General features: G+C 45.5%; 24 protein-coding genes. 4 read left to right on the top strand and 20 right to left on the bottom strand.

Annotated elements, in window-relative coordinates; all coding sequences use genetic code 11:
* Positions 1 to 374: 374 nt before the first annotated feature.
* On the bottom strand, positions 375 to 3,167 hold the full coding sequence (gene ppc / locus MKY14_RS30245) for a phosphoenolpyruvate carboxylase (RefSeq protein WP_038573414.1): 2,793 nt from the start codon (positions 3,165 to 3,167) through the stop codon (positions 375 to 377).
* 234 nt (positions 3,168 to 3,401) lie between these two features.
* Positions 3,402 to 4,295: a LysR family transcriptional regulator gene (locus MKY14_RS30240; RefSeq protein ID WP_076129777.1), complete on the bottom strand. Its 894-nt coding sequence runs from the start codon at positions 4,293 to 4,295 to the stop codon at positions 3,402 to 3,404.
* Positions 4,296 to 4,460: 165 nt separating this feature from the next.
* Here MKY14_RS30240 and MKY14_RS30235 point away from each other — a divergent pair, with 165 nt between their 5' ends.
* From MKY14_RS30235 to MKY14_RS30220, 4 genes are all read left to right on the top strand, one after another.
* A complete protein-coding gene (locus tag MKY14_RS30235) occupies positions 4,461 to 5,429 on the top strand; it encodes an ABC transporter ATP-binding protein (RefSeq protein WP_076282707.1) in 969 nt (322 codons plus the stop codon).
* A 90-nt stretch (positions 5,430 to 5,519) separates the two neighbouring features.
* A complete protein-coding gene (locus MKY14_RS30230) occupies positions 5,520 to 6,599 on the top strand; it encodes an ABC transporter substrate-binding protein (protein WP_076307214.1) in 1,080 nt (359 codons plus the stop codon).
* Between the two features lie 5 nt (positions 6,600 to 6,604).
* A complete protein-coding gene (locus MKY14_RS30225) occupies positions 6,605 to 8,284 on the top strand; it encodes an ABC transporter permease (protein ID WP_076193939.1) in 1,680 nt (559 codons plus the stop codon).
* A complete protein-coding gene (locus MKY14_RS30220) occupies positions 8,281 to 9,591 on the top strand; it encodes an MBL fold metallo-hydrolase (RefSeq protein WP_076307203.1) in 1,311 nt (436 codons plus the stop codon). The genes MKY14_RS30225 and MKY14_RS30220 overlap by 4 nt, the downstream gene beginning before the upstream one ends.
* Positions 9,592 to 9,694: 103 nt before the next feature.
* Here the strand turns inward: MKY14_RS30220 and MKY14_RS30215 are convergent, their stop codons facing one another.
* The 18 genes from MKY14_RS30215 to MKY14_RS30130 form a co-directional block, all read right to left on the bottom strand.
* A complete protein-coding gene (locus MKY14_RS30215) occupies positions 9,695 to 9,976 on the bottom strand; it encodes a holin (protein WP_076280160.1) in 282 nt (93 codons plus the stop codon).
* Between the two features lie 12 nt (positions 9,977 to 9,988).
* Entirely contained in the window at positions 9,989 to 10,681 is a 693-nt protein-coding gene (locus tag MKY14_RS30210; RefSeq protein WP_076280159.1) for a M15 family metallopeptidase, read from the bottom strand.
* Complete coding sequence (locus tag MKY14_RS30205) at positions 10,653 to 11,042, bottom strand: hypothetical protein (RefSeq protein ID WP_076304943.1); 390 nt, start codon at positions 11,040 to 11,042, stop codon at positions 10,653 to 10,655. Before MKY14_RS30205 ends, MKY14_RS30210 begins: the two co-directional genes overlap by 29 nt.
* Complete coding sequence (locus MKY14_RS30200) at positions 11,035 to 11,235, bottom strand: hypothetical protein (RefSeq protein ID WP_036681274.1); 201 nt, start codon at positions 11,233 to 11,235, stop codon at positions 11,035 to 11,037. The genes MKY14_RS30205 and MKY14_RS30200 overlap by 8 nt, the downstream gene beginning before the upstream one ends.
* 2 nt (positions 11,236 to 11,237) lie before the next feature.
* Positions 11,238 to 11,519, bottom strand: a complete 282-nt coding sequence (locus MKY14_RS30195; RefSeq protein WP_036681272.1) for a hypothetical protein — start codon at positions 11,517 to 11,519, stop codon at positions 11,238 to 11,240.
* Between the two features lie 94 nt (positions 11,520 to 11,613).
* Positions 11,614 to 11,832, bottom strand: a complete 219-nt coding sequence (locus tag MKY14_RS30190) for a hypothetical protein (protein WP_340978025.1) — start codon at positions 11,830 to 11,832, stop codon at positions 11,614 to 11,616.
* A 25-nt stretch (positions 11,833 to 11,857) separates the two neighbouring features.
* The gene (locus tag MKY14_RS30185; RefSeq protein ID WP_340978024.1) at positions 11,858 to 12,298 is read right to left on the bottom strand and encodes an XkdW family protein; all 441 of its coding nucleotides are present in this window, start codon (positions 12,296 to 12,298) and stop codon (positions 11,858 to 11,860) included.
* A 21-nt stretch (positions 12,299 to 12,319) separates the two neighbouring features.
* The gene (locus MKY14_RS30180; protein ID WP_076186579.1) at positions 12,320 to 13,843 is read right to left on the bottom strand and encodes a hypothetical protein; all 1,524 of its coding nucleotides are present in this window, start codon (positions 13,841 to 13,843) and stop codon (positions 12,320 to 12,322) included.
* 11 nt (positions 13,844 to 13,854) lie between these two features.
* On the bottom strand, positions 13,855 to 14,466 hold the full coding sequence (locus tag MKY14_RS30175) for a putative phage tail protein (protein WP_076129769.1): 612 nt from the start codon (positions 14,464 to 14,466) through the stop codon (positions 13,855 to 13,857).
* A gap of 3 nt (positions 14,467 to 14,469) precedes the next feature.
* Entirely contained in the window at positions 14,470 to 14,805 is a 336-nt protein-coding gene (locus MKY14_RS30170) for a hyaluronate lyase N-terminal domain-containing protein (protein WP_076129768.1), read from the bottom strand.
* Positions 14,806 to 14,816: 11 nt separating this feature from the next.
* Entirely contained in the window at positions 14,817 to 15,839 is a 1,023-nt protein-coding gene (locus MKY14_RS30165) for a DUF2793 domain-containing protein (protein WP_340978022.1), read from the bottom strand.
* Position 15,840: 1 nt separating this feature from the next.
* A complete protein-coding gene (locus MKY14_RS30160) occupies positions 15,841 to 16,254 on the bottom strand; it encodes a phosphoglucomutase (protein ID WP_076282712.1) in 414 nt (137 codons plus the stop codon).
* Between the two features lies 1 nt (position 16,255).
* Positions 16,256 to 17,314, bottom strand: coding sequence for a baseplate J/gp47 family protein (locus MKY14_RS30155; protein WP_036681258.1), 1,059 nt, complete (start codon positions 17,312 to 17,314; stop codon positions 16,256 to 16,258).
* Positions 17,307 to 17,738 carry a DUF2634 domain-containing protein gene (locus MKY14_RS30150; protein ID WP_076186586.1) on the bottom strand — a complete coding sequence of 144 codons (432 nt, stop codon included), beginning with the start codon at positions 17,736 to 17,738 and terminating at the stop codon, positions 17,307 to 17,309. The genes MKY14_RS30155 and MKY14_RS30150 overlap by 8 nt, the downstream gene beginning before the upstream one ends.
* Complete coding sequence (locus MKY14_RS30145; protein ID WP_076282718.1) at positions 17,735 to 18,031, bottom strand: DUF2577 domain-containing protein; 297 nt, start codon at positions 18,029 to 18,031, stop codon at positions 17,735 to 17,737. The genes MKY14_RS30150 and MKY14_RS30145 overlap by 4 nt, the downstream gene beginning before the upstream one ends.
* 5 nt (positions 18,032 to 18,036) lie before the next feature.
* Positions 18,037 to 18,999 carry an XkdQ/YqbQ family protein gene (locus tag MKY14_RS30140; protein ID WP_076129764.1) on the bottom strand — a complete coding sequence of 321 codons (963 nt, stop codon included), beginning with the start codon at positions 18,997 to 18,999 and terminating at the stop codon, positions 18,037 to 18,039.
* Between the two features lie 9 nt (positions 19,000 to 19,008).
* Positions 19,009 to 19,761 carry a LysM peptidoglycan-binding domain-containing protein gene (locus tag MKY14_RS30135; protein WP_076304950.1) on the bottom strand — a complete coding sequence of 251 codons (753 nt, stop codon included), beginning with the start codon at positions 19,759 to 19,761 and terminating at the stop codon, positions 19,009 to 19,011.
* A gap of 1 nt (position 19,762) precedes the next feature.
* Positions 19,763 to 21,706: a hypothetical protein gene (locus MKY14_RS30130; RefSeq protein ID WP_340978020.1), complete on the bottom strand. Its 1,944-nt coding sequence runs from the start codon at positions 21,704 to 21,706 to the stop codon at positions 19,763 to 19,765.

The raw sequence follows: 21,706 nt of genomic DNA, 5'->3' as shown, positions 1-21,706 counted from the left end.
ACAAGTTGGTATAGGCGATTAAGTGCAGCTCCGAGAAATATTTGGACTTCCGGTCGCTGTTATCCTCACATTTCCTGATTATAAACCGCATATAGCGGTCGAAATCTGAGGATAAAGGCGAACGCTGGCGCTCCTACAGTTCCAAATATCCTCTACGCTGCTCCATCACCGAAGTAATAAGTGCCACGTTAATTACCTCCGATTACATCTCGGTTACTTGGGTAGGGTAATAAAGAAATATCGGGTATGACTCTCCAATATTTAGGAACAAATAAAGTTCACAGCAGCAATATACAGTTTATGATCACAACAACTTGTATTAGGCAAAAAAAGTCCGCCCCAAATAGGGCGGACTTTTTGTTGTTAAGACTATATCAGCCGGTATTCCGAAGACCGGCGGCAATGCCGTTGATGGTAAGCAATACTTCGCGAAGCAGCTCGCTATCATCTCCATCAATTTCACGGAGCGCTCTAAGCTCAGATAGCAATTGAACCTGCAGGTAGCTAAGCGGATCAACGTATGGATTGCGGAGTCTGATCGACTCTTGAATCACAGGAACGTTATCCAGAATATCCTGCTGGCCTGTAATCTTCAGGATTAGCTCAGAGGTCAAATTAAACTCATCTTCAATCTGGCCAAAGATCCGTTGACGTGCTTCCTCGTTCTTGCCCATGCTGGCGTATTCCTTAGCAATGATCAAGTCCGCTTTTGAAATAGCCATTTGCAGCGTATCTATCAGTGTAGTAAAGAATGAGAAGTTCTCATACATATGTTGCATTATCTTCAGATTCTCTTCCTTACCCTCATAGAAACTCTGCAGTCCGGTTCCAGCAGCGTACCAGGCTGGGAGCAAATAACGGCTTTGTGTCCATGCAAATACCCAAGGAATTGCGCGCAGATCTTCAAAACGATCGCTGTTCTTCCGTTTGGAAGGACGGGAACCGATATTAAGCTCTCCTACCTCAGGCAGAGGTGTTGATTCTTTGAAATAAGTCAGGAAATCCGGATCACGGAAGATCAAATCCTGATATTTGTTCAGCGAGACCTCAGAAATACGGGCAACAATCTCTTCCCATTTCTCTTCATAAAGATCGGCTTGTGGCACTCTCGCACTAATTGCTGCTGTTACAAGCGCAGATGTCGCTTGCTCCAGACTGCGGTAAGCAATTCCTTGCATGGAGTAACGGGAGGAGATTACTTCTCCCTGCTCGGTAATCTTAATCCCGCCGCCAATTGTCGAAGCAGGCTGAGCAAGAATACTGCGGTTAAGTGGCATACCCCCGCGGCCGAGCGCTCCACCACGACCATGGAAGAACTTCAGCTTGATTCCGAACTTATCCGCTGTCGCTGTAATTTCTTTTAGGGCAACACGCAGTTCCCAGTTAGCAGTAACCACGCCGCCATCTTTATTACTATCTGAATATCCAAGCATGATTTCCTGCAAATCATTCATTGCTCTTACCGCATCACGGTAGATCGGCATATTGAGCAGTGTGTTCATAATTTGCGGTGCTTCATGCAAGTCATCAATCGTTTCAAAAAGTGGCACAGCTTGCAGGGTACATACAACTGTACCGTCGTTATCCTTGCGGAATAGTCCTACCTCTTTGGCGAAGACCATAACCTCCAGAATGTCACTCGCAGCTTCAGCCATACTGATCAGATAACTGGTGATACATTGTTTGCCGTACTCTTCCTGCGATGCGAAGATCGTCCGGTAAACAGCCAGACACTCCTCTGTACTTTCAGTATACGTCTGGTAAGAAGAGGTCAACGGACGTGGATCATTCAGCAATTTCTCCAGCAGATCAATCTTCTCAATCTCCGTCAATTTAGAGTAATCCGGCGAAATGTTCATCTTCGCCAAAATTTCTGTCATGGCATTCTCATGTTCTTGACTGTGTTGACGCACGTCAAGAGTTGCCGTATGGAATCCGAACAGCTCCACTTGGCGGATTAGCTTTTTAATATAAGTATCGGCCACATAGTCGGCGTAGTGATGCCGTAGACTGCGGTCAATGACATTCAAATCATCTATGAACTCCTCAGGTGTAGCATAACGCTCAGGAGTATCTTTTTTCTCATCATCCAAAACATTTTGTGTCTTAGAGATCATGTAGCTAAGTTTAATACGGTAAGGTTCATTGTCATTGCGCCATTCTTCCATCTTGCCTAGGTTAATGATCTGACGATCAGCTTCGATGGATTCTACGAGCTCAGGCGTCACTTTAACAATACTTGTGCTAAAGCTTAGATATTTCATGAGTTCACGCATAATACGCTGATATTCACGAATGGCCAGCTTGCGCTGCATGCGTAAAGTCTGCGCAGTGACTGTTGAGGTTACCGATGGATTACCATCACGGTCTCCGCCAATCCATGATCCAAAACGCAAGTAGGTTGGCACATGCCAATTCTGTCCTGGATAATATTTGCTCAGACAGCGTTCAAGCTCTTGATACACGTCGGGCAATACATGGAAAATCGTCTCATGGAAATAATACATTCCATTACGCACTTCATCGAGTACTGTAGGCTTGCGGTCACGCAGCTCATCCGTTTGCCAAAGCGTAATCACTTCATTCAATAACTTCTCGCGAAGCTGTTCACGTTCACGGAAAGTTAAGGTAGGGTTATCAAGACCCATAACATCATCGGATATCCGTTTATGAATATCGAGAATCGCACGGCGCATAGCTTCCGTTGGATGTGCCGTCATTACAAGTTCCAGAGACAATCCTTCAATAATCTCGTTGACTTCCTCATGAGAGAAATCACGTTCACGAAGCTCTTGAATAGCGCTTTCTATAGAACCGGGTTGTACTGTCTCCCCAGCTGAACGTTCATAGTCACGTTTACGGCGAATCCGGTGGTTCTGTTCGGCAATATTCACCAATTGAAAATAAATGGCGAACGCTCTTATTACCTGATGACGGTTCTCCGGATCCAAAGAATTGATTAACTCCTTAAATTCACTATGCAGTTCAGGTAAAAATAGTGAGCGTAGCGATTTACTGGTCTCGCGGATCTTCTCCACGATCTCTAGCAGTTCGTTACCGCCTTGGTGAACCAAGACCTCTCCTAAAATGTTCCCCAAGAACCGTACGTCCCGTCGCAGCAGATTGTTAGAGTTGCTTTTGCTGACGGTAGTCGTAAGTTCGGTCATGCTGCTCCCCCCATTCTCTTCCGGATCAATGTGTTAAGTTTGTCTGTCTAAATATCGTCTATTAAAGCTTCCTCATATCATACAATAAAACCGTTTGAAAATCTGCAACTTTTTTGTGCTGTAAAGCGACACAGCACCTAAGATTATACACCAATTTCTGAATTTATACAGTCCTTATATTTTATGTATTCTTTCATATATATAATGGCTCTATCGTATATTCTCTATGTATGCTTATATTCGGATTGTACGGAGCTGATCTATGAACAGTCCAATTAAAGGAGAATAATGGCGATCACGGTTATACGAATAATAAATATGTCTTTCAAAATTATAATCCGGAATGGCTCGCATTAGCAATCTTCCTCTGGCTACCTCGTCCTCCACAGCAAGTCGTGAAATAAATGAAACATGTTGTCCACTCATGAGCGATTGCTTAATTGCCTCCAGTGAATCGAGTAAAATATGCGGTTTTGATTCTTTTCCCTCTCGTTCAAACCATTTATCCGTCAACTGGCGTGTGCTTGATTCCTTGTCATGTAAAATAAAGCTGGCTGAAGCAATCATCGCCGAGTTTAAATTAGAAAATCCGGCAAAATCATGTGTAGGTGCAAAAACAAGGACAAGCTCATCCTCACATAAGGCTTGAGTATGCAGATCAGGCAGATAAAAAGATTCCGTAGACAAGATACCAAGATCAATCTCATGGCTGGCAAGCATTTCTTTGATCACCGGTGAAGGCTTAACCGATAAAGAAATGGTAATCCCCGGATGCTGTTCGCCAAACTGCCCCAATATTTGTGGAAGAATATAAGTAGCTGGAACATAACTGGCGCCAATTTTCAGCGTCCCCCGACCTGCCTGACTGAACTCTTTTACCACCCGCTCCGCTTCCGCAGCAAGCGCATTGATTTTGATCGCATAATGAAGAAAAGCTTTGCCACTCTCCGTAAGAATCATTTTATCCATTCTGGATTCAAATAACTTCTCCCCCAATTGCTGCTCTAAATTCTTCAAATGATACGTAACGGTGGGCTGCTTTAGTCCGAGTTTATCTGCTACCGTGGTAATTTTTTTATGTTTATTCAGCAGTTCTACAATTTCCAGCTTCATTAGATTAAGGTTCATTCTCTTCCACTCCCTCGCCTTTTCCTAAACGGTAACATAGAAGAATTCTATGAATGTTAAAATAAATCGGCAAAAAAGTTAATATCACAGTTACATTCAGCAAATATAGCGGGAATTCTTTACCTTTACACTAAGAACAAGCTTAAGAACAGGCAGGTAGATAGAATGAAGGAAATTACAATCCACAGATTGGAAAAGAAATTCGGAGATGTGCATGCCTTGAAGGCTGCAGATCTGAAGATTCCCGCTGGAAGCTTTACGACATTACTCGGTCCTTCAGGTTGTGGAAAGACGACACTACTCCGTCTGATTGCTGGGCTGGAAACACCGGATGCAGGAGAAATTCTGATCGATGATGAGTTTATTTTTTCAGGCAACAAAAGAATTAGCCACCCCATTCATCGCCGTAACTTTGGCATGGTTTTTCAAGATTTCGCCCTCTGGCCGCATCTGACTGTGTTCGAGAATGTAGCCTTCGGCCTTCGAGCTTCCAAACAAAAAAAGAATTTACGGGTTCGGGTGCAGGAGGCGCTTCGATCGGTCAAGCTGGAGGGGCTGGAGCTGCGTTTTCCACATCAGTTGTCTGGTGGACAACAGCAGCGGGTTGCTTTTGCCAGAGCCGTAGTCATGCGCCCTCAGCTTGTATTATTCGATGAGCCCTTAAGTGCGCTGGATGCGGTCTTGCGAGATGAAATGAGGCTGGAGTTAATCTCCTTGGTAAAAAACATGGGCATTACAGCCCTGTATGTGACGCATGATCAAACCGAAGCGATGTCTATGTCAGATGAAGTAGTTGTAATGCAAGGTGGTACTATTTTACAAAGTGGATCTCCTGAGGACATTTATCGTAAACCGAGTCATCCTTTTGTAGCCCACTTTATTGGTAAATCCAACTGGATCGTTCCGGATAAACAGATGCTGCGTCCAGAACATTTACGCTGGTCTCAGGAGAATGCTTCCTCTCTTCTTTTTACAGGGACTATTCAGCATGTGAGTTATATGGGGGATCGCTATGAGATCATTCTGGACATGGAGCACAATGGGACTTGGACCGCTTATCATGAGCGGCGCCTACCTGTAGGGGAAAAGATTCAGCTGTACGCTTCAGAGCACCAAATCCATCATCTGAATTAAGCGTCCACTGCATGGAATGGCTCTATATGATGCTGTTCCATGCAGCAAGATGCACACAACAATATTAGGGAGGCAATAACATTGAATCAAATGAAAAAGACAAAAGGGTTAAGTTCACTTCTTCTAACAACTGCACTTGGTATTACTTTAGTGGGCTGCGGCTCCTCGAACACCCCTGCGGCTAACGCAAGCAACAACCAAACCGATACTGCGGCGGCGACGCAAACTGAAGCCCCACAACCAACAGAAAAGACACTAAGCGGCAATCTTGTCGTTTACAGTGCAGGCCCTGAAGGCTTAGCTAATAAAATCAAAGACGGCTTTGAAGCCAAAACTGGCGTTAAGGTTGAAATGTTCCAAGGCACTACAGGAAAAATACTTGCCCGCATGGAAGCAGAAAAATCCAATCCGGTCGTTGATGTTGTTGTCCTCGCCTCTCTTCCGTCCATGCAAGGAATGAAAAACGACGGATTATTACTTCCATATAAAGAAGCGATTAACGCAGACAAGCTGGTTAGCGATTGGTCAGATATAGATGAAGGTAACTATTTCAGTTACAGTGCATCCGCACTCGGTATTGTCTACAATACTAAAAAAGTAAGCTCACCGCCGACCTCCTGGGATGACCTCAGCAAAGCGGAATGGAAGGGTGCAGTCAATATCCCTGATCCTTCACTTTCCGGCTCGGCTCTTGATTTCATGACTGGGTATTTAAGTGCTAAGGGGGACAGTGGCTGGGAACTTTTTAAACAATATAAAAGCAATGAAGTAGCTATGGCAGGCGCCAATCAAGAGGCACTTGATCCGGTGATTACCGGTGCTAAATCCGTCGTTGCTGCTGGCGTAGATTACATGGCTTATAAAGCAAAAGCTGACGGAGAACCTGTGGATATCGTCTATCCTGCTGAAGGAACTGTAATCAGCCCTCGTCCGGCTGCGATCATTAAGACAAGCCCAAATGTAGATAACGCTAAGGCTTTTATCGACTACCTGCTCTCCGATGAAGCACAAGCCCTTGTTGCCAAAGCCTATTTGCTGCCAGGCAGAACTGACGTGAAGGCAGAAAATCGTGCCAATCTTGAAGAAATCAAAACATTTGATGTGAATTGGGAATGGATGAATGAGCACAGCGATGAAGTTTCCTCGACCTTCACACAAATTTTTAAATAAGCGTAATGAATACTAACTCTTTGCGCTCATTTAAATGGGTGAGCGGTGGACTGGCTTTATTTATACTAACCGTGATCGTGCTGCTGCCACTCCTGCTCATTTTCTGGACCAGTATTTATCCAGAGGAGCATCTCGACATAGCCGCACCACTACGAACCATTATGGGGAGCAATGACCTAGTAGAGGTGCTGCTGAATTCTATCGGGCTTGGGGTAAGCGTCATTCTGCTAACTACTTTGTTTGCGCTACCTCTAGCCTGGATTATGGCAAAAACCGACTTAGGGCGCCACAACTGGCTGGATGTCGTGCTGTTAATTCCATTTATGACGCCGCCTTACATTGGTTCTATGGGCTGGATGTTGTTTATGCAGACGGGTGGGTATATGGAGCAGTTTCTGCCCTCCTCCTCCGTGTTGACACCATATTTCTTTAGCTATGGGGGTATGGTGCTGATCATGAGCCTTCACCTGTTTCCCTTCCTGTACCTGCTGCTGCGCAATGCGCTTTTGCAGATCGGGGGCAATCTGGAGGAAGCAGCCTCTGTTCACGGCGCCCCCTTCTTTTACAGATTTAAAAGAGTGATTATTCCTTTACTGCTCTCTAGCTATGGGCTTGGAGCACTGCTCATCTTCGTCAAAACCATTGCTGAATTCGGTACCCCTGCGACCTTTGGCCGCAGGATCGGCTTTTACGTGCTGACCTCTGAGATCCATAAATATATCTCCAGTTGGCCGATTGATTTTGGTAAGGCTACTTCACTAGCCTCCTTGCTGCTCGGAGTTTGTCTTGTCATGTGGTACATCCAAACTATAATTAGCAGCCGCTACTCTTACCGTCTGATCGGTGGAAAAGGAACTCGTACTAAACGTTATAAGAGTACAGGAATCGTAGGGTTTCTTAGCTGGGGTTATGTTCTTCTATTGCTTCTGGCATCCATCGGCATTCCTTATTTCTCTATCATAACAGCCTCATTATTGAAGCTTCGGGGAGAAGGTGTATCCTGGAGCAATCTAACCTTAAAACATTATGCAGAGCTGTTATCCCCGGGTTCGCAAGGACTAGAGGCCTTATTAAATAGCTTTACATTAGCTATCGTTGCTTCCAGTATCGCTGTTATTCTCGGGACTTGGTTTGCCTTAACGGTAGGAAAAGGGGCTACATTCAAGCAGAAAATTACAGATTTATTCAGCTTGCTTCCAAATACAGTCCCTGGAATTGTAATTGTAGTAGGGCTAATTCTGCTGTGGAATGCCCGCTGGATGCCTATCCCGCTCTATAATACCTACTGGATGGTTGTACTGACTTATGTCGTACTTTTCCTTCCTTATACTGTTCAGTATGTAAAAGCAAGCTATGGGCAAATCGATTCCTCTCTGATGCAAGCGGGACAAGTATTCGGAGGTAGTAAGCTGTATGTGTTCCGCCGTATCCTGCTTCCCCTCATCCTTCCGGGGATGGTGGCTGGCTGGATGATGACTTTCACCATTTCTAATCGGGAACTGGTAGCCTCATTACTCATTCTGCCACCTTCAATGCAGACCTCGGCAACCTATATTTTTGCCCAGTTTGAACAAGGTGCGGTAGCCATGGGGATGGCCATGGCTGTAATCTCTGTAGGCATCACTACCTTATTACTATTAGTCTTAGAATATTTAAGCCCAGATAGAAAGCGGAGACAACAATGAGCACACTAACGATTTGGGGAGGGGCCGGAGAGCATGGCCGTTCCTCCTATCTTTTGCAGGGCAAGGATTCACGAAATGGCATCCTGCTCGATTGTGGCGTAAAAAAAGAAGGCCCCGGTGAATACCCCCTACTTGATACGGATATTATTCCACATTTGCAGGCAGTATTTCTGTCTCATGCGCATGAGGATCATTCCATAGCGCTGCCCTTACTTTATAAACACGGATACAGAGGTAAGGTATGGACTACTAGATCTACCTCATTACAGCTTCCTGATTATTTCGAGGCCTGGGATAAATATGTGGCGGCTCAATCCGCCCCGCTCCCCTATGAGGAAACGGATAAAAAAGCTATTCAATTCATGTATTTAGAGGAGTATGTCTCCCCTCACACTTGGCTGACGCTTGCGCCTAACCTTCGAGTTCAATGGGGACGTAGCGGGCATTTAGCAGGTTCGGTTTGGTTGGCCCTAGAATGGGAGGGCAAGACTGTATTTTTCTCGGGGGATTATTCGGAGGAATCGCAGCTGCTCACGGCAGACACCCCAGCAATTATGGAAGCCGAAGCTAAAAATGTGGCTGATCTGTCCATTATCGATGCCGCTTATGGGGCAGATCCTGATGAGCAGCTTGTAAAATTACAGCAATTAGAGATAGCCATCCACAACACCTTGCAAAAAGGGGGTTCTGTTCTCCTTCCCGTGCCTATCCATGGCAGAAGCCAGGAATTGATCGTATGGGCAAATGAATGTTTTCCAGATCATCAATTGATCGTTGAAGAAGCACTCGTCGCTCCTTTACGAGCATTAAGCGACAAGGTGGAATGGCTGAAAGAGGACGCTATTCAGCGCGTAAATGCACTTTTTAACAGAAAAAACTTGTGTGTTGTATCTAATTCGGACGAACGCGCGAAGGCAATGCTGAATCTTAAGGGCGCTATCGTATTTACCAATGACGGGATGATGCAGTCAGCAAAAGCACAAGAATACTTTCAGCAACTCTCTGTTTCTCCTGACAACCATGTGATTTTTACGGGACATTTAGCGGCGGGAAGCTTTGGACATCGTCTTGTTGAGCAAGCTATGATCGGAGAATCTAGCAGCGTACGCTGTACAGTCTCACTTATCCGCTATAAAGTCCATCAAGGCTTGCCGGACATTCGCAAAATGCTCCAAACGATTCCCAGCCACCGGACAGTGCTTGTCCATGCTCCCAAACCACATATCGACCAAGTAGCTTCTATATTAAAAGGAGAAGGTTTCACAGGACTATATTCTTTACAACCCGGCAGCACGCTTTCGTTCTGAAACTTATTTATGTAATATCATGAGAAAAACAATGGGGCTCTTCCTTAGGTCTTTTTCAGACTTTTTGGAACAGCCCTTTTTATAATTCGTACCTATTATCCACTTACCCTTTCGTCGTGCCCGGGCGATCCTTAAAAGCTAGCTCAAACAACCCCGTCGCAGATAAACCTGCAAGGCCCCCAGCCCAAAGGCGAAGCACTAAATCTAGTTCGGTAAAAGGATACGCTACTACGCCGATGAACAAACCTATCAATAGTCCGATAATCGGTACTGCATTACGCGGGATGTTGATACTATTTTTGACCAACTGAACCAGTGCCAGTACGAATACTGCTAATATAGAGGCGAATGCCACAACATTATCTAAAATTGTTCCAGTTTCCATCCTTTTCCCTCCTTAGCGGGTACTTATAATCTCAACCGTTCGAGTCGCAGAATCATAACCTACCTGAGCACCCAGCGCTTCTGCAATAACACGTACAGGGACGTAGGTGATGCCTTTTTCAAGCACTCCATCTGCAACCTTAACCCCGTTAACCTTTACGACAGCAATAACATCACTCTTCAATTCTTCCTCCTCCTTCCGATTGATGACCTTATACGCTGACTCCACCGCAGATGTTGAGGGCTTTGTCCCTGCTCGTAACTGTGTGAGTGTTAACCCAAACGCCATTTGAAAATGGGGGTAATCCTTGAAGCTTGTCCAGTCGCCACCCCACTCGAAGCCCAGCCCTTTTGCCTCCTTCACAACCTCCTGCCAATCTGCGATCTGGTTGTTATTGCCGTCCCGGCACATATCCCATGACACACTCGATCCATTCGGCAGCAAAAGAGCAAAATCTACGGCCAATCCAAAATTGTGATAGCTATACCCGCCTCGCGCATTGGTTACAATCGCTCCGGGCTTGGTGCGGCCTTGTGCATAAAGAGCATCCTGCTCGGCAATTGTGCGAAGTCCCTGCGTAATGAGAATGGGGATGTTGAGTTTGTAACACCGCTCGATAAGCGCAGTAGCAGCGGAACGAACTACGGGATGTAGGCCTGTTAGGCGTTGGGCTGATTTATTTTTCACCTGAGTTAATGTCAGCATGATGTTCCTCTTTTCTGTCTATCTTTTTCAGATAAATAAATTGGTCGTATTTCCCGGAACGTGTCAGTATCGCTAATATGATAATTCCACCAGTTGTACCGAATTGGGCAATAGCCCAGCTATAATGAAGCCAAGTCAGCCATGTTGTCATGTCCACTCCTAGTAATTCTGCCAAACGGAATAGTAGAACGATAAGCATATTGAATGTATAAGCCAATAAGAAAAAAAGCATAGCCAGCATAAACACGCTGACCACACCTTTATGAAATCTTTCGTAAAAATATTGCCTGTGGCAATGAATAATGTATATTCCGCAGGCCGTAGTAGTGCCATATAGCACCAATAATAAAAAATCAATCATGTGCATCATGATCCCCTCGATCATAAACTAAATATTTGGCGAACCGGTTGCGATCAATCTCCTCCTGAATTTCCTGCGAGACATTTTTATAATGACTTATGGTCAGTGTGACGCTGGTAGAGGCTCTGCGGAGCTCCATCTCTTTATCAACATGCCGGGGAAGAAGCAGCCGCCGAATCCATTGTGACAGCATTCCTAACTCCCCCTGTCTTCCGTATGGTCAATCTTCAGTTTCTTTAAGACGTCCAGTGTGGGCTGCATAAACTCCGAGCGCTCCTTATCCAAAATCGCTTGCAGACGATCCCGATCCTCCTCTGCCCGATCCAGCATTTCTCGCGGTACAAGGTTCCCTTTGACAATCGCACGCAATAACACCATCAGCACGATCATCAAAATGAAAGCAACAATATAAGCCAGCCCATACTTATCTGCCAGCGGCAGCAGCTTCTCCAATTGCGCAATATCCCCTTCGCCCATTCGTCCGCTCCTTTCTATAATGATGTTGATGCGTAATAGCCCCCGGCACCACCGAGGGCACAAAAAAACACGCTCCTGTGTGGATGCGTGCTAATTATTTGGCTGATGAAGCTTGCTCAGTCGAATCGTTTTCAGCAAAATGAATATCTGATCGTTTCTCGATAATCTGATCCTTAACCAAAGTCTCATTATCCGGCTGCATGTTATAGGAAGAAATGATATTCTCTATCGAACCCTCCTCACGATCAAAACGAGTGATGCAGGCATTAGCCATCAACCGAATTTTGGCGGCTGTTAATGAATTCATTGTCATGATTACAACTCACCTCCCTTTGGGTTTATATGCTGAGTAATTCAGCCATAATGACTTCGACATCTTGAAGCCTGTCTTGCAAAGCAGTATTTTCAGCACGGAGTTGCTCGACTTCGCTTAATTCTGGTGGTTTGTTAGCTTCTGCTTCTAGATATGCTTCCCACGCGGCTTCGAGTTCTTCTTCCGTTGGTTGCGGGGCGTCTAGGTTCCAAGCTGCGATGTATGGGCCTCGTTCTACAATGTCATAGTCTTCACCCTTTTTCAATCGGTTAAAATCCACGGCATAGTAATAGTGTACTCCCTCTCTATATTCGGTCTCAGCTTCGTCTAATGGGCGGATCTCGTGCCGTGTCCGTCCATCTATGCCCTCGCGTAATACTGGCTCGGGTCCGTTATCTTGCACCATAAAGTCCTTCATTGGATTAGCATTTGGGTACAGATACATAATTGCTTGTGCGATATTCATCATTTATCCCCTTTCTTAAATTTATGCTACCTGTACAATATCAACATACTTCCATGAGCTCCCGGCCGCCGCTGTCACATTCATATTAGTGTGAGCGTATATTTCAACAAACATTCCTGCATCCAATTTCAACATAACACTTCCTTGGTAAGATGTGTTGTTAGTGCCTGCGGTTTGAGAATATCCAAAATCCTTGCCTCTTGCACCATTAACATATGCGCACATAGTACATGTTGAGTTAGCACCGGGAGTAATCAAACTGATTGCGGCTGATACTAAATACACCCCAGCTTTTAAGGCTGTGAACCTGTGAGTACTAGTTGAAAACTCGTTCAAGTGATCGAAAACTTCATTCCCAAACGTTATCTTTGTCCATGTATTAGCTACTATTGTATCGTTAACATTCCCCCATGCAGATATAAAACTTCTAGAACTCATTGTGTTATCTCCCCATGGATTAAGTACACCCCAAGTTATGATACCTGCGTCAATCTGTTCATTTATTGCGCCCGCGGGCTGACCGTCTTTTTTTGTTATTGTGCCACCGTCGTATGCTGAAAGCCCAATAGTATTTGAGGTCCCAAAACTATTTCTGGATATTACCGTTGACCCTTGGTTACTGACAATGCCTTCATTACGATTAGCAGCTTCACAGCCGTAAAGTCGCAATCCAGAATGGTTACTGGCCTCGAATCCTCCAACGGAATTTGCCTTACCATCTGCAGATATACGGCAAAATAACATTTGAATAAATATCGAGTTATTAATAAAAAATCCGACTCTCGTTGTAGAAGTTGCTGTGAATCCAGTTACAACTACTTGATTACTAACACCATAAAAGGTCATACTTTTAACCTTGAAGTTTGCGGCCGTCTCGTAGCTTGTCCCGCCGTTAAGCCATACTTCGGTGCCACCACTCACATCTGCGAAAGAGATATCTTCGGCGTACGTACCGGCAGCGACATTGATAGTAGCAATATGAAGAATATGTTTAGGAATACTGTTAATCGCCTTTTGTATAGTCCTAAACGCCCCACCCGCCGTATTCACCAATCCCGTATTATTATCATTCCCATCCGTCCGCACATAGTAAGTAATATCCGCTGTCGTCTGCTGAGGCGTAGTAACCAACGGCGCCTTACCATTCAGCTGCCCCTGAATCCCACTAGTCACCCCATCCAAGTACCCAAACTCTGCATTAGAGACCACTCCCGTTCCAATCTTCGAAGCCTCAATTCCGGCTGAAGCATTAACATCGGCGTTTACAATCACCCCAGCCGCAATTGCGGTCCCCCCGTCACCAGTACTTATAACATCCCCCGTGTGATTAGGATGCACATAATTATTCGCTCCCGTCGCAATCCCCGCCAGCTTTGTTTTCTCAGCTGCGGTGTAGTCATTCGAAGATAGCTGTTTGCCTGTTACTTTATCGACCTTGCCATTCACTGCATTGTCCAAAATGTCCATATTCCCGTTCAGATCGGCAATATCAACGATATCTGTTCCCTCTGGCTTCTTTAAGCCCAAATTTCCTGTGGTTTGCATATGTCACTCTCCTATCTATAAGTTCTTAATTCGTTCCATGTTTTACTGTGAGCACTCTCCCAAGTCAAGGCTTTAACAGAGTCCCACCAGGTATAGCTGAACACAAATTCATAAGCTAAATGCGCAGGTTTAATCTCTTCGATGATTTGAATCAACCCTGCCATATTTGGAGGAATGCCCAGTGTACTCACAAAATGAATCTCAAAACGGTACTCCTCAGGCACTTCCTTTACTTCAACCACTCCACCTGAAAAAGCTGACGCCGTCCGCTGAATCATCTCCGGTGTGGTCGTCCCATTTCCACGCAGCTTTGCCTTAATCATCTCTCGGCGTGTGGCATATGACTTGGATGAACCGATATTTAGTCCAAGCTCAGCTTCCCATCGTCCAAGGCTCACCGTTGCCGTTTCAACAAAAGCCTGATCCAGTACGTCTATAGTGCCCAGCTTCAGTCCACCAATTTCTAGCCCGATGGTCTCCTGAAGCTTCTCCATTTCGCGGACATCCTTATAATAGTCCGGCAAATACTGCATTAGATCAGGCGCCTCGACTTCACCCGGATGGCTCGAATCTTTATCTGCGGAATATTGCAATTCGCTGTATAAAGAGCTGCCGTAACTCATCCTCTACACCCCCTTCAGTTGATTCCAGGTTAGGGGGCCTTTGGGCAAATAATCATGTGTATGCGCCGCCGGAGGAAATACCACTGGTTTACCTGCTACCCCCGCCCAAGCTACACTATCCGCTTGTTGCGCAAAATCCACCTTGCCATTGTTATTCGTATCGTAAATGCTTTTCAGCATATCCCCAGTACTCTGCGCGGCTACCAGCAAGACATTACCAGCGGCAGAACCAATGTACAGCTTGCCACTGTCTGTACAATACCCAAGCTCACCAATAGCCAGCGTTCCAATGGCGCTTTCCAAGCCGCGGCGTATTTGAATCAATGTTTTTAGAGCCATTGTCCCGCCCCCTAGAATGTTCCGCCATCAATACTGGCTACGGTAAGTCTATTGCCATTCGCAGCATCATAAACGATACTGCTTCCATCCACACTTACAGCTACACCGGCTGCATCTACGGTGATTCCTTTTCCAGCGGTAACCGCAATCGCGTCTGCAGTGACCGTGATACCAATACCCGCACCAATGTTCAGCGTCACAGCATCGGCTTGACCACCACCAATCAGCCCGCTCCCGGCTGTAATGGTCTGTAGTGCACCACCGGTACGTACCCATGCGCTGCCGTTCCAGCTATAAATCTTCTGCTCATCATCGACGTAAGCGGTCCAACCGACGGCAGGAACATAAAATACCCAAGCGGCAGATTGGTATTCAACAATTTGATTCGTTTTGCCCGCCCATGCCCCGGTTGCCCCTGCTGGAATAATATATCGATCCCCCTCAACCGGACTGGCAGGTGGAGCCAGCAGGTTCTGGTCTTTTACCGACGCTTGCGGTTCGATGTTATGCTTAGCCAGCTCAATTTCATTTTTAATCTTTTGTGCAGACCACAAGTCTGTAATCGTAGTCCCTGTATCATTGATTGTCCGGTGCTTGGCCACATCATCAATGTGAGTCTTGATCTCAGCGGCAGTCTTTACGCTTGTGCCATCCGATACTTTATTGATATGTCCCGCACTAATATCCGCTTTAAGCACCTTCGCATAGGTTGCTCCATCAGCGATATCATCAATTGTACCTGTCAGATCGGTAAGCTTCTGCGCATTCACCCGCCGCCAAGCTGCCCCATCATCAAAATATAAATATCCGCTATTCGAACCCGTAGTCACGTAATACAAACGACCAACGGATCCTGCAACCGGACGCGAAGCTTCTGGCCCTGACAGCGCCCTGCCGACCATGGAATTGGACGTGCCGTCACCAATATAAACTTCCTTAGTATCACTGCAAAAACCAAGCTCGCCTGCCTTCAACACGCCATAACTCGTTAGCTCAGCCTTTGTACCCCGCTTTATTTGTATGGTCTGTGCCATTTTACACCTCTCTTCTAAATGATCCTCCGTCAATCTGGCCCTTGTTCTTATAACGCTCTATTTCAGTCTGGACAGCAGTAAGACTCACCTGCAAACCGTTAATATCCTCTGCTTCAACCGTATCGCCGGGAGTTTCGTAAGTCACATATACCTCAGGCACATCGGCAAAAATCTTAATCAACCGCCGCCAGGGCACCTCATCCGGAAAAGACACAGTGAAATTGCGTAGCTCGATCCCGGAATACTGTGACCCTGTGTACACCGCAATGGTCTGATTATTAATATTGTCATGCGCTAGAAGACCACTATAAACGCCATTTACAAGCGGTAATCTCTCTTCGATAACATAACTGCTACCGTTTGCTTTTTTATTAAGTTTTTCTTGAAAAATATCAATTTGCTCTGGATAACCCATGCTACACCTCCAGTAGAACGTTGCCGAACAACGGTACTTCTTCTTCGTTCAACATCACATTGCCCGCTCCACTGTTCAACTTCAGCTCTGTGTAATCCGCAACTCCTTCAGTAGCAAGCAATAATGCCCCGATGACAGACTGACTGATATAGGTTGCTGAAAAAGCCTTCTCCTTGCGATATTTCTCAAGCATCACCTGAAAGCCTTGGTTTACAGCTTGCAGTGCATAGCCAGAAGCAAGGGTTACCTTGGCGCTTATACTGATGTTTTTGCCCGCAGCCGGTGCCACGGTCACAACAGCCCCTACCGGTGCTTGTCCCTCACCCGCTCCTGAGACCGGATCAATGTATTGCTGCACCTGAGCCGCCAACAGCTCGGATGCTGGTTTTTTTTCGGCGTCCACAATAATCACCTTCACAGTTTTAGGACCTTTCCATAATGGAAAAACACGTGCGCCTCCCACACCCGGAACTTGTAGTGCCCACTCCATATAGTGATATTTATTTCCGCTAGTAGCTGGGCGTCTGGCTGAATCCAAATAACGCTGGCGTAGTGCATCATCCGTTTCAATGTCCTCCCCAGGGATCAGAAGAGAAGCTATTTCTCCGCGCGCTAGGTCTGAGATATAATCCACTGGCAGTAAAGAGCCAAAATATCGATTTCCTTCTTCTCCAGCGGTTTCACTTTCCAAGCGATACACTCCAGGAGATAACTTCTCCACAGCCGTATAATTCAGCATTTCGAGTGAGAAGCGGCTGCCGAGTGGAACATCTAACAATCCTCCATCCGCCTTATAAAAAATCCCTTTCAGCTGCGCCTTGCTAGCTTCACGCCTTACAATGCCTGACCAGGAGATACTTCGCTCTAAGTACTCTCCGGTAGCCGTATCTGCAAAATACAGATTATTATTCACATCCAGCTCAATATACATCTGTGCCAACTCAGCGGCTGCTGGAGCCAACGCGTCATAAATGATGCTGCCCTCGCGTTTATCCAATCCTGATGGAATCCGGTCCAACATCCGCTCCAAAAGAGCCTCATACGTCTGATCCTCATACATCCTCATTCCACTCCTTTCTCAGCTGAAAATTTCCGTAACGTGTGACGACCTTACAGTCAAAAGTTAGATTATCTCCGGTAAACGAAACAACAATATTCTCTAAACTAAGGATTCGTTCATCCTGAAGTAGTGCCTCACTAACGATACGTCTGATTTCAGCTCTAACCAGCAGCCGGTCCCTACCAAGCACCAACCGCCACTCTGTTCCGTAATCAGAACTGTAAATCAGATGTTCAAACCGATCGGTTCGCAATATTTTAGCCGCCGCCTGTTGAACAGCTTCTAGTCCATCCGTTTGGCCTGTAATCCTTTTTCTCTCCCAATCCATCCGGTACGTAAGACTAGGACTTTCCCCACGCTCAAGGTTGACCTCCCCCTCAAGCAGGGCCGTTATCGGTCCAGCTTTTCCAATCGCAGGGATCATATCGGGCTCACCAGCCGATCCAGAACAATGTAGCTTTGTCCGCCCTGCATTCGAACCATTAATACGCGGTCCCCACTCGCTAGTCCTCGCCGAAGTATTACTTCTTTGCCCTCGATGTCGATCTTGCTTTCTATTACCGATTCAGGCAGCACTAACGCATTCCCCGATAAAATAAACCGCTGATCCACCTGGATCTGCAAAGGAGCTGCCTCCGTTACCGTTCCATAAGAAAAAGCCACGGGATTTGTACTTCCCACGGCTCCTAGACTTGCTTTTTTAATAATATCTAACATCATTTCTACACCACCTTAATATCGAGGGACATGGTATGCTCCCCTCCAGAAATCTTATGGCTGCATTGGTCCACCAGAAACAATTGAGTCTCGAATTCATCCAATAGGACATAAATGAAATTACCTGCTCTTACACGCATATCACCAATCGCCTGTACGGAGAGACTGAGCTTTTCACGGTTGTGCATTTTCAGTAAATTGTTTGCCTTCTCCTGAATTTGGGCAGCATTCGCTTTGTCATCAGCCTTCTGATACAAGTGCAGGATACCCCAGCGTTTCACATTGTCCTTGTCACTAACCGGATAGAAATCGCGTTTGCCCGATGCCTCGTTATCCTTGTACAGAAAAATCGTGTTGTACGTATCGTCATCAATACTTTTTTTGAGCGAATAATCGTACAGATAATGACCCGCTCCGAGCACCAGGTTAAGCAGCATAGAACCCGGTTTACGCAGCGTCAGCTTCCCAAAATCATCGTAAAAAGCCATCAACCGCCCCTTATACTGAAGCTCACTGCCGATGGCTCCCATAATGATGTCCAACAGCTTTTTGTCATCTTCAATTAAAGAAGGAATCCGGTACTCTGTCTCCTCCAGCACACCTGTCTTTAATCCGTAGTCCGTTGTTATTTTCTTGATCACATCACTAGCCGTAACATCCTGCAAAACATAACTACCATTGCCCAGCAAATAACGAATCTGATCATAGGCAGTCAGCTTAATCTCCTGATCCGAGCCCGTATCAATGCTGAACACAAATCCGTAAAATACATCTACATTATCTTTACTGAACTGAATAATATCACCATTGCTGATCCCAAACTTGGGAAGCTGATAGATTCCGCTATCCACAAGCGTTAACTCTAGCGTTGACGGTTTACCTGACCGTGCGGTTTTCCAAGAAATATCTGAGACGATGCCAGAAATATCCCATAGATTCCCTTCTTTATTCTTCACTAGCAGTTCCATAACATCCTCCTACGGCAGCTTGATGACTTTACCGATGGGCAGCTTTTTCAGCTCACTATCCGGAATGCCATTAAGCTTCTGAATGGCTTTGTACTTCGAGCCATCTCCTAGGTTTTTTTGAGCGATACTCCATAGACTGTCTCCAGCTTTTAAGGTATAGGTAGTAGGCTTTGCTTTTTCATTGGCCCGCTTCTGTTCCGCCTTCACTTCACCTTTGACAACCTTCACAGCTACCGCCTGATAGAATACGTATTTTTTGAGAGATAACGAATATTCAATATCCCCTGACGTACCCGCACTAAGCTTCCAAGTGAAACCTTCAATGCTCATAGCCATATTCACAGCAAAATCAATTTCTAAAGATCTATCCTCACTAATTGAAGATTCCTCTAGCCATTTCTGCGGTTTGTTTAACTTCTTTTCATCTTTTTTTGTATCATCGGGATACCTCACACCGGAGAACACAAACCGAATAGGCCGACGACTCGTCATCCATTTCTTAATAAGCTCCACATATTCAAAAGGCCTTTTCAGTCCATCCTCTTGCACCAATACGAACGGATACCTTTGTGCCGGGAAAATACTTTCAATTGTGATCTCCGTAAGCTTTGGATAAGCAATCGTATTGATCTCACCCAGATCGATAATGGTATAGCTTTTTCCATCCCCACTCTCCTTGATTTCCAAGGTCTCTGGATTGACTGGCAGCCGAATTGCATCCTCCTGATTATTAAAACCCAAAAAAATTCCGTACTCTTCCACGTTACGTATACACCCCCTGCGCCGTAGAGACAAACTCCTCGTTCAGCTTTTGCCCGATCTTGTTGATAATCGTATCAATGTCTCCGGCATTGTTAATATTCCCGGTCGTCACCTGCACCGTCGGCGTAAGCTCCACAAAATTCTGGATCGCCTGAATCTCGGCCAGCTCGCGCAGCATTTTCAGATCATCACTGGAGATGTCTACGGTGTCGTTGATGGAGCCGAGCTCGTTCACACGGTTGACGGTGCTCAGATTATTGCCCTGAGTAGCTAGTAGACCTGTTGAATCCAGTGCTTTTGTACTGCTGATCGGATTCAACATATCCTTCACTTTTTCAGTAGCATCGCGCCCTTTGTCCATCAACTTGTTCGTGGCATTCTTTCCTTTTTGACTGGCGCTATTAAAACTATCTTCAAGATTAACGTACTCGATCTTAGCAGTCTTTTGCTCTGGAAAATTATCAGCGGTAGGAGCAAACGCCTTAAAATTTTGCCGGTATTTATCGATCATATCGCTTGCCGCATGAGGAATTTCCGGCTCCTTCCTCTCAACTTTTAGTTCACTTATCCCCAATTCGTCGAAGAATGGAATATGACTTAAAGCCTCAATCATGGAATTGAATTTGTCTAGTACCCAATTGATTGCTTTTGCCATTACCTTCATGAATCCCCCGGCAAAGCCCTCTGCTCCAACTGTCATATTGTAAAGAACATTAAGGGCACCCATACCCAAATCATATAGCAGCTGCTTCATAAAATTGACCGCTTCATGAAATTTATTCACTATATAATCCCATGCAGAGATAGCTGCATTCTGTATAAAAATCCAAATGTTATCCATCACTGCGCTTAACCATCCAAATGCTCCCACTATAGCTCCAACGACATCCCCCGCAGAAATACCTAACATTTGAAAAATATAAATAAGAACAGCTATAACAGCGATAACCACTAAAATAGGCCAGTTTACTACCAACCATGCTGCTGCAAGCTGATAAGCGGCTGCTACAAGTAGAGCCACTTGTACGATCATAGCTACGAGATAGACAATGGCTATCGCTTCAAGAATCGGTTTAATCCAAGACCAGTTCTCCTGCAACACTCCAACCAACCATAATAAGCCATCCACTACCATGCCAATCACATTAGCAATGATCAGAAAGCCGTTAGCCATAGCATCTATAATCGGCATAAATTGGTTTGAAGTCAGCGCCTCGTTCAAAGTATCCATCACTGGCCTCAAGGCTCCCATTGCTTTCTCACCGATTTTCCCAAGTGCAGCATCTGTATTGTCATTCAGCTTATTCCAGTCAGCGATATCTCCTGGTTGTGCCGCAGCTTTTACAGCTTTCTCCCCAAAAGACTTCACGGCATTAAATGGCTTTACCACATCAACTGTCTTGAGAAACTTCATAATTCTCGAGTCAGGAGTTGGTGGGGATGGTGGAACCGGAGGTTCCTTTTTCAGATTAATTTTGGGCTTGGGGACCGGATCAGCCTTAACCTCCGGCTTTTTCTCCTCTTCTTTCTTTTTCTCCTTCGCTTTTAGCCCTTTCCACCACTCTACCTTTTTCGCCTCTTCTTCTTCAGCCTTACCTTTTTGCACACTTGGGGAGCTATTTAATGTTCGAAGCGCTAACTGTTGTGATTGCCCTGCTTGTTGGCTTTGCTCGATAACTATATCTCTAGAAACTATGACCTTAGGAGGAAGTCTCTTAAAGCCTTCAAGTAGCGTATCATTGATATCCTGCAAAGATTGGTTCACTAGATTCAGAGAACGGCTCATCTCATCGCTTGACCGCTTAACAACTACCTGCACTCCCTTGACCAATCGATTAACGATATCCAGATTGCTGTTCACACGAACACATTGTTTATTAACACTCTTCCAAATTGCCAGAGATTTCATCGGTAGCATTACGGCTTTAGATGCGTCTATCTTCAT

This window comes from Paenibacillus sp. FSL R5-0887, assembly GCF_038002305.1.
Lineage (GTDB): Bacteria > Bacillota > Bacilli > Paenibacillales > Paenibacillaceae > Paenibacillus_AQ > Paenibacillus_AQ odorifer.
The sequence above is the reverse complement of the archived record's forward strand: the minus strand, read 5'-3'. Positions and strand labels throughout refer to the sequence as shown.

Bases quoted from the DNA above. Each gene is read 5' to 3' on its own strand.
- ppc (WP_038573414.1), bottom strand. From the start codon at position 3,167: ATGACCGAACTTACGACTACCGTCAGCAAAAGCAACTCTAACAATCTG.
- MKY14_RS30240 (WP_076129777.1), bottom strand. From the start codon at position 4,295: ATGAACCTTAATCTAATGAAGCTGGAAATTGTAGAACTGCTGAATAAA.
- MKY14_RS30235 (WP_076282707.1), top strand. From the start codon at position 4,461: ATGAAGGAAATTACAATCCACAGATTGGAAAAGAAATTCGGAGATGTG.
- MKY14_RS30230 (WP_076307214.1), top strand. From the start codon at position 5,520: ATGAAAAAGACAAAAGGGTTAAGTTCACTTCTTCTAACAACTGCACTT.
- MKY14_RS30225 (WP_076193939.1), top strand. From the start codon at position 6,605: ATGAATACTAACTCTTTGCGCTCATTTAAATGGGTGAGCGGTGGACTG.
- MKY14_RS30220 (WP_076307203.1), top strand. From the start codon at position 8,281: ATGAGCACACTAACGATTTGGGGAGGGGCCGGAGAGCATGGCCGTTCC.
- MKY14_RS30215 (WP_076280160.1), bottom strand. From the start codon at position 9,976: ATGGAAACTGGAACAATTTTAGATAATGTTGTGGCATTCGCCTCTATA.
- MKY14_RS30210 (WP_076280159.1), bottom strand. From the start codon at position 10,681: ATGCTGACATTAACTCAGGTGAAAAATAAATCAGCCCAACGCCTAACA.
- MKY14_RS30205 (WP_076304943.1), bottom strand. From the start codon at position 11,042: ATGATTGATTTTTTATTATTGGTGCTATATGGCACTACTACGGCCTGC.
- MKY14_RS30200 (WP_036681274.1), bottom strand. From the start codon at position 11,235: ATGCTGTCACAATGGATTCGGCGGCTGCTTCTTCCCCGGCATGTTGAT.
- MKY14_RS30195 (WP_036681272.1), bottom strand. From the start codon at position 11,519: ATGGGCGAAGGGGATATTGCGCAATTGGAGAAGCTGCTGCCGCTGGCA.
- MKY14_RS30190 (WP_340978025.1), bottom strand. From the start codon at position 11,832: ATGACAATGAATTCATTAACAGCCGCCAAAATTCGGTTGATGGCTAAT.
- MKY14_RS30185 (WP_340978024.1), bottom strand. From the start codon at position 12,298: ATGAATATCGCACAAGCAATTATGTATCTGTACCCAAATGCTAATCCA.
- MKY14_RS30180 (WP_076186579.1), bottom strand. From the start codon at position 13,843: ATGCAAACCACAGGAAATTTGGGCTTAAAGAAGCCAGAGGGAACAGAT.
- MKY14_RS30175 (WP_076129769.1), bottom strand. From the start codon at position 14,466: ATGAGTTACGGCAGCTCTTTATACAGCGAATTGCAATATTCCGCAGAT.
- MKY14_RS30170 (WP_076129768.1), bottom strand. From the start codon at position 14,805: ATGGCTCTAAAAACATTGATTCAAATACGCCGCGGCTTGGAAAGCGCC.
- MKY14_RS30165 (WP_340978022.1), bottom strand. From the start codon at position 15,839: ATGGCACAGACCATACAAATAAAGCGGGGTACAAAGGCTGAGCTAACG.
- MKY14_RS30160 (WP_076282712.1), bottom strand. From the start codon at position 16,254: ATGGGTTATCCAGAGCAAATTGATATTTTTCAAGAAAAACTTAATAAA.
- MKY14_RS30155 (WP_036681258.1), bottom strand. From the start codon at position 17,314: ATGTATGAGGATCAGACGTATGAGGCTCTTTTGGAGCGGATGTTGGAC.
- MKY14_RS30150 (WP_076186586.1), bottom strand. From the start codon at position 17,738: ATGATCCCTGCGATTGGAAAAGCTGGACCGATAACGGCCCTGCTTGAG.
- MKY14_RS30145 (WP_076282718.1), bottom strand. From the start codon at position 18,031: ATGTTAGATATTATTAAAAAAGCAAGTCTAGGAGCCGTGGGAAGTACA.
- MKY14_RS30140 (WP_076129764.1), bottom strand. From the start codon at position 18,999: ATGGAACTGCTAGTGAAGAATAAAGAAGGGAATCTATGGGATATTTCT.
- MKY14_RS30130 (WP_340978020.1), bottom strand. From the start codon at position 21,706: ATGAAGATAGACGCATCTAAAGCCGTAATGCTACCGATGAAATCTCTG.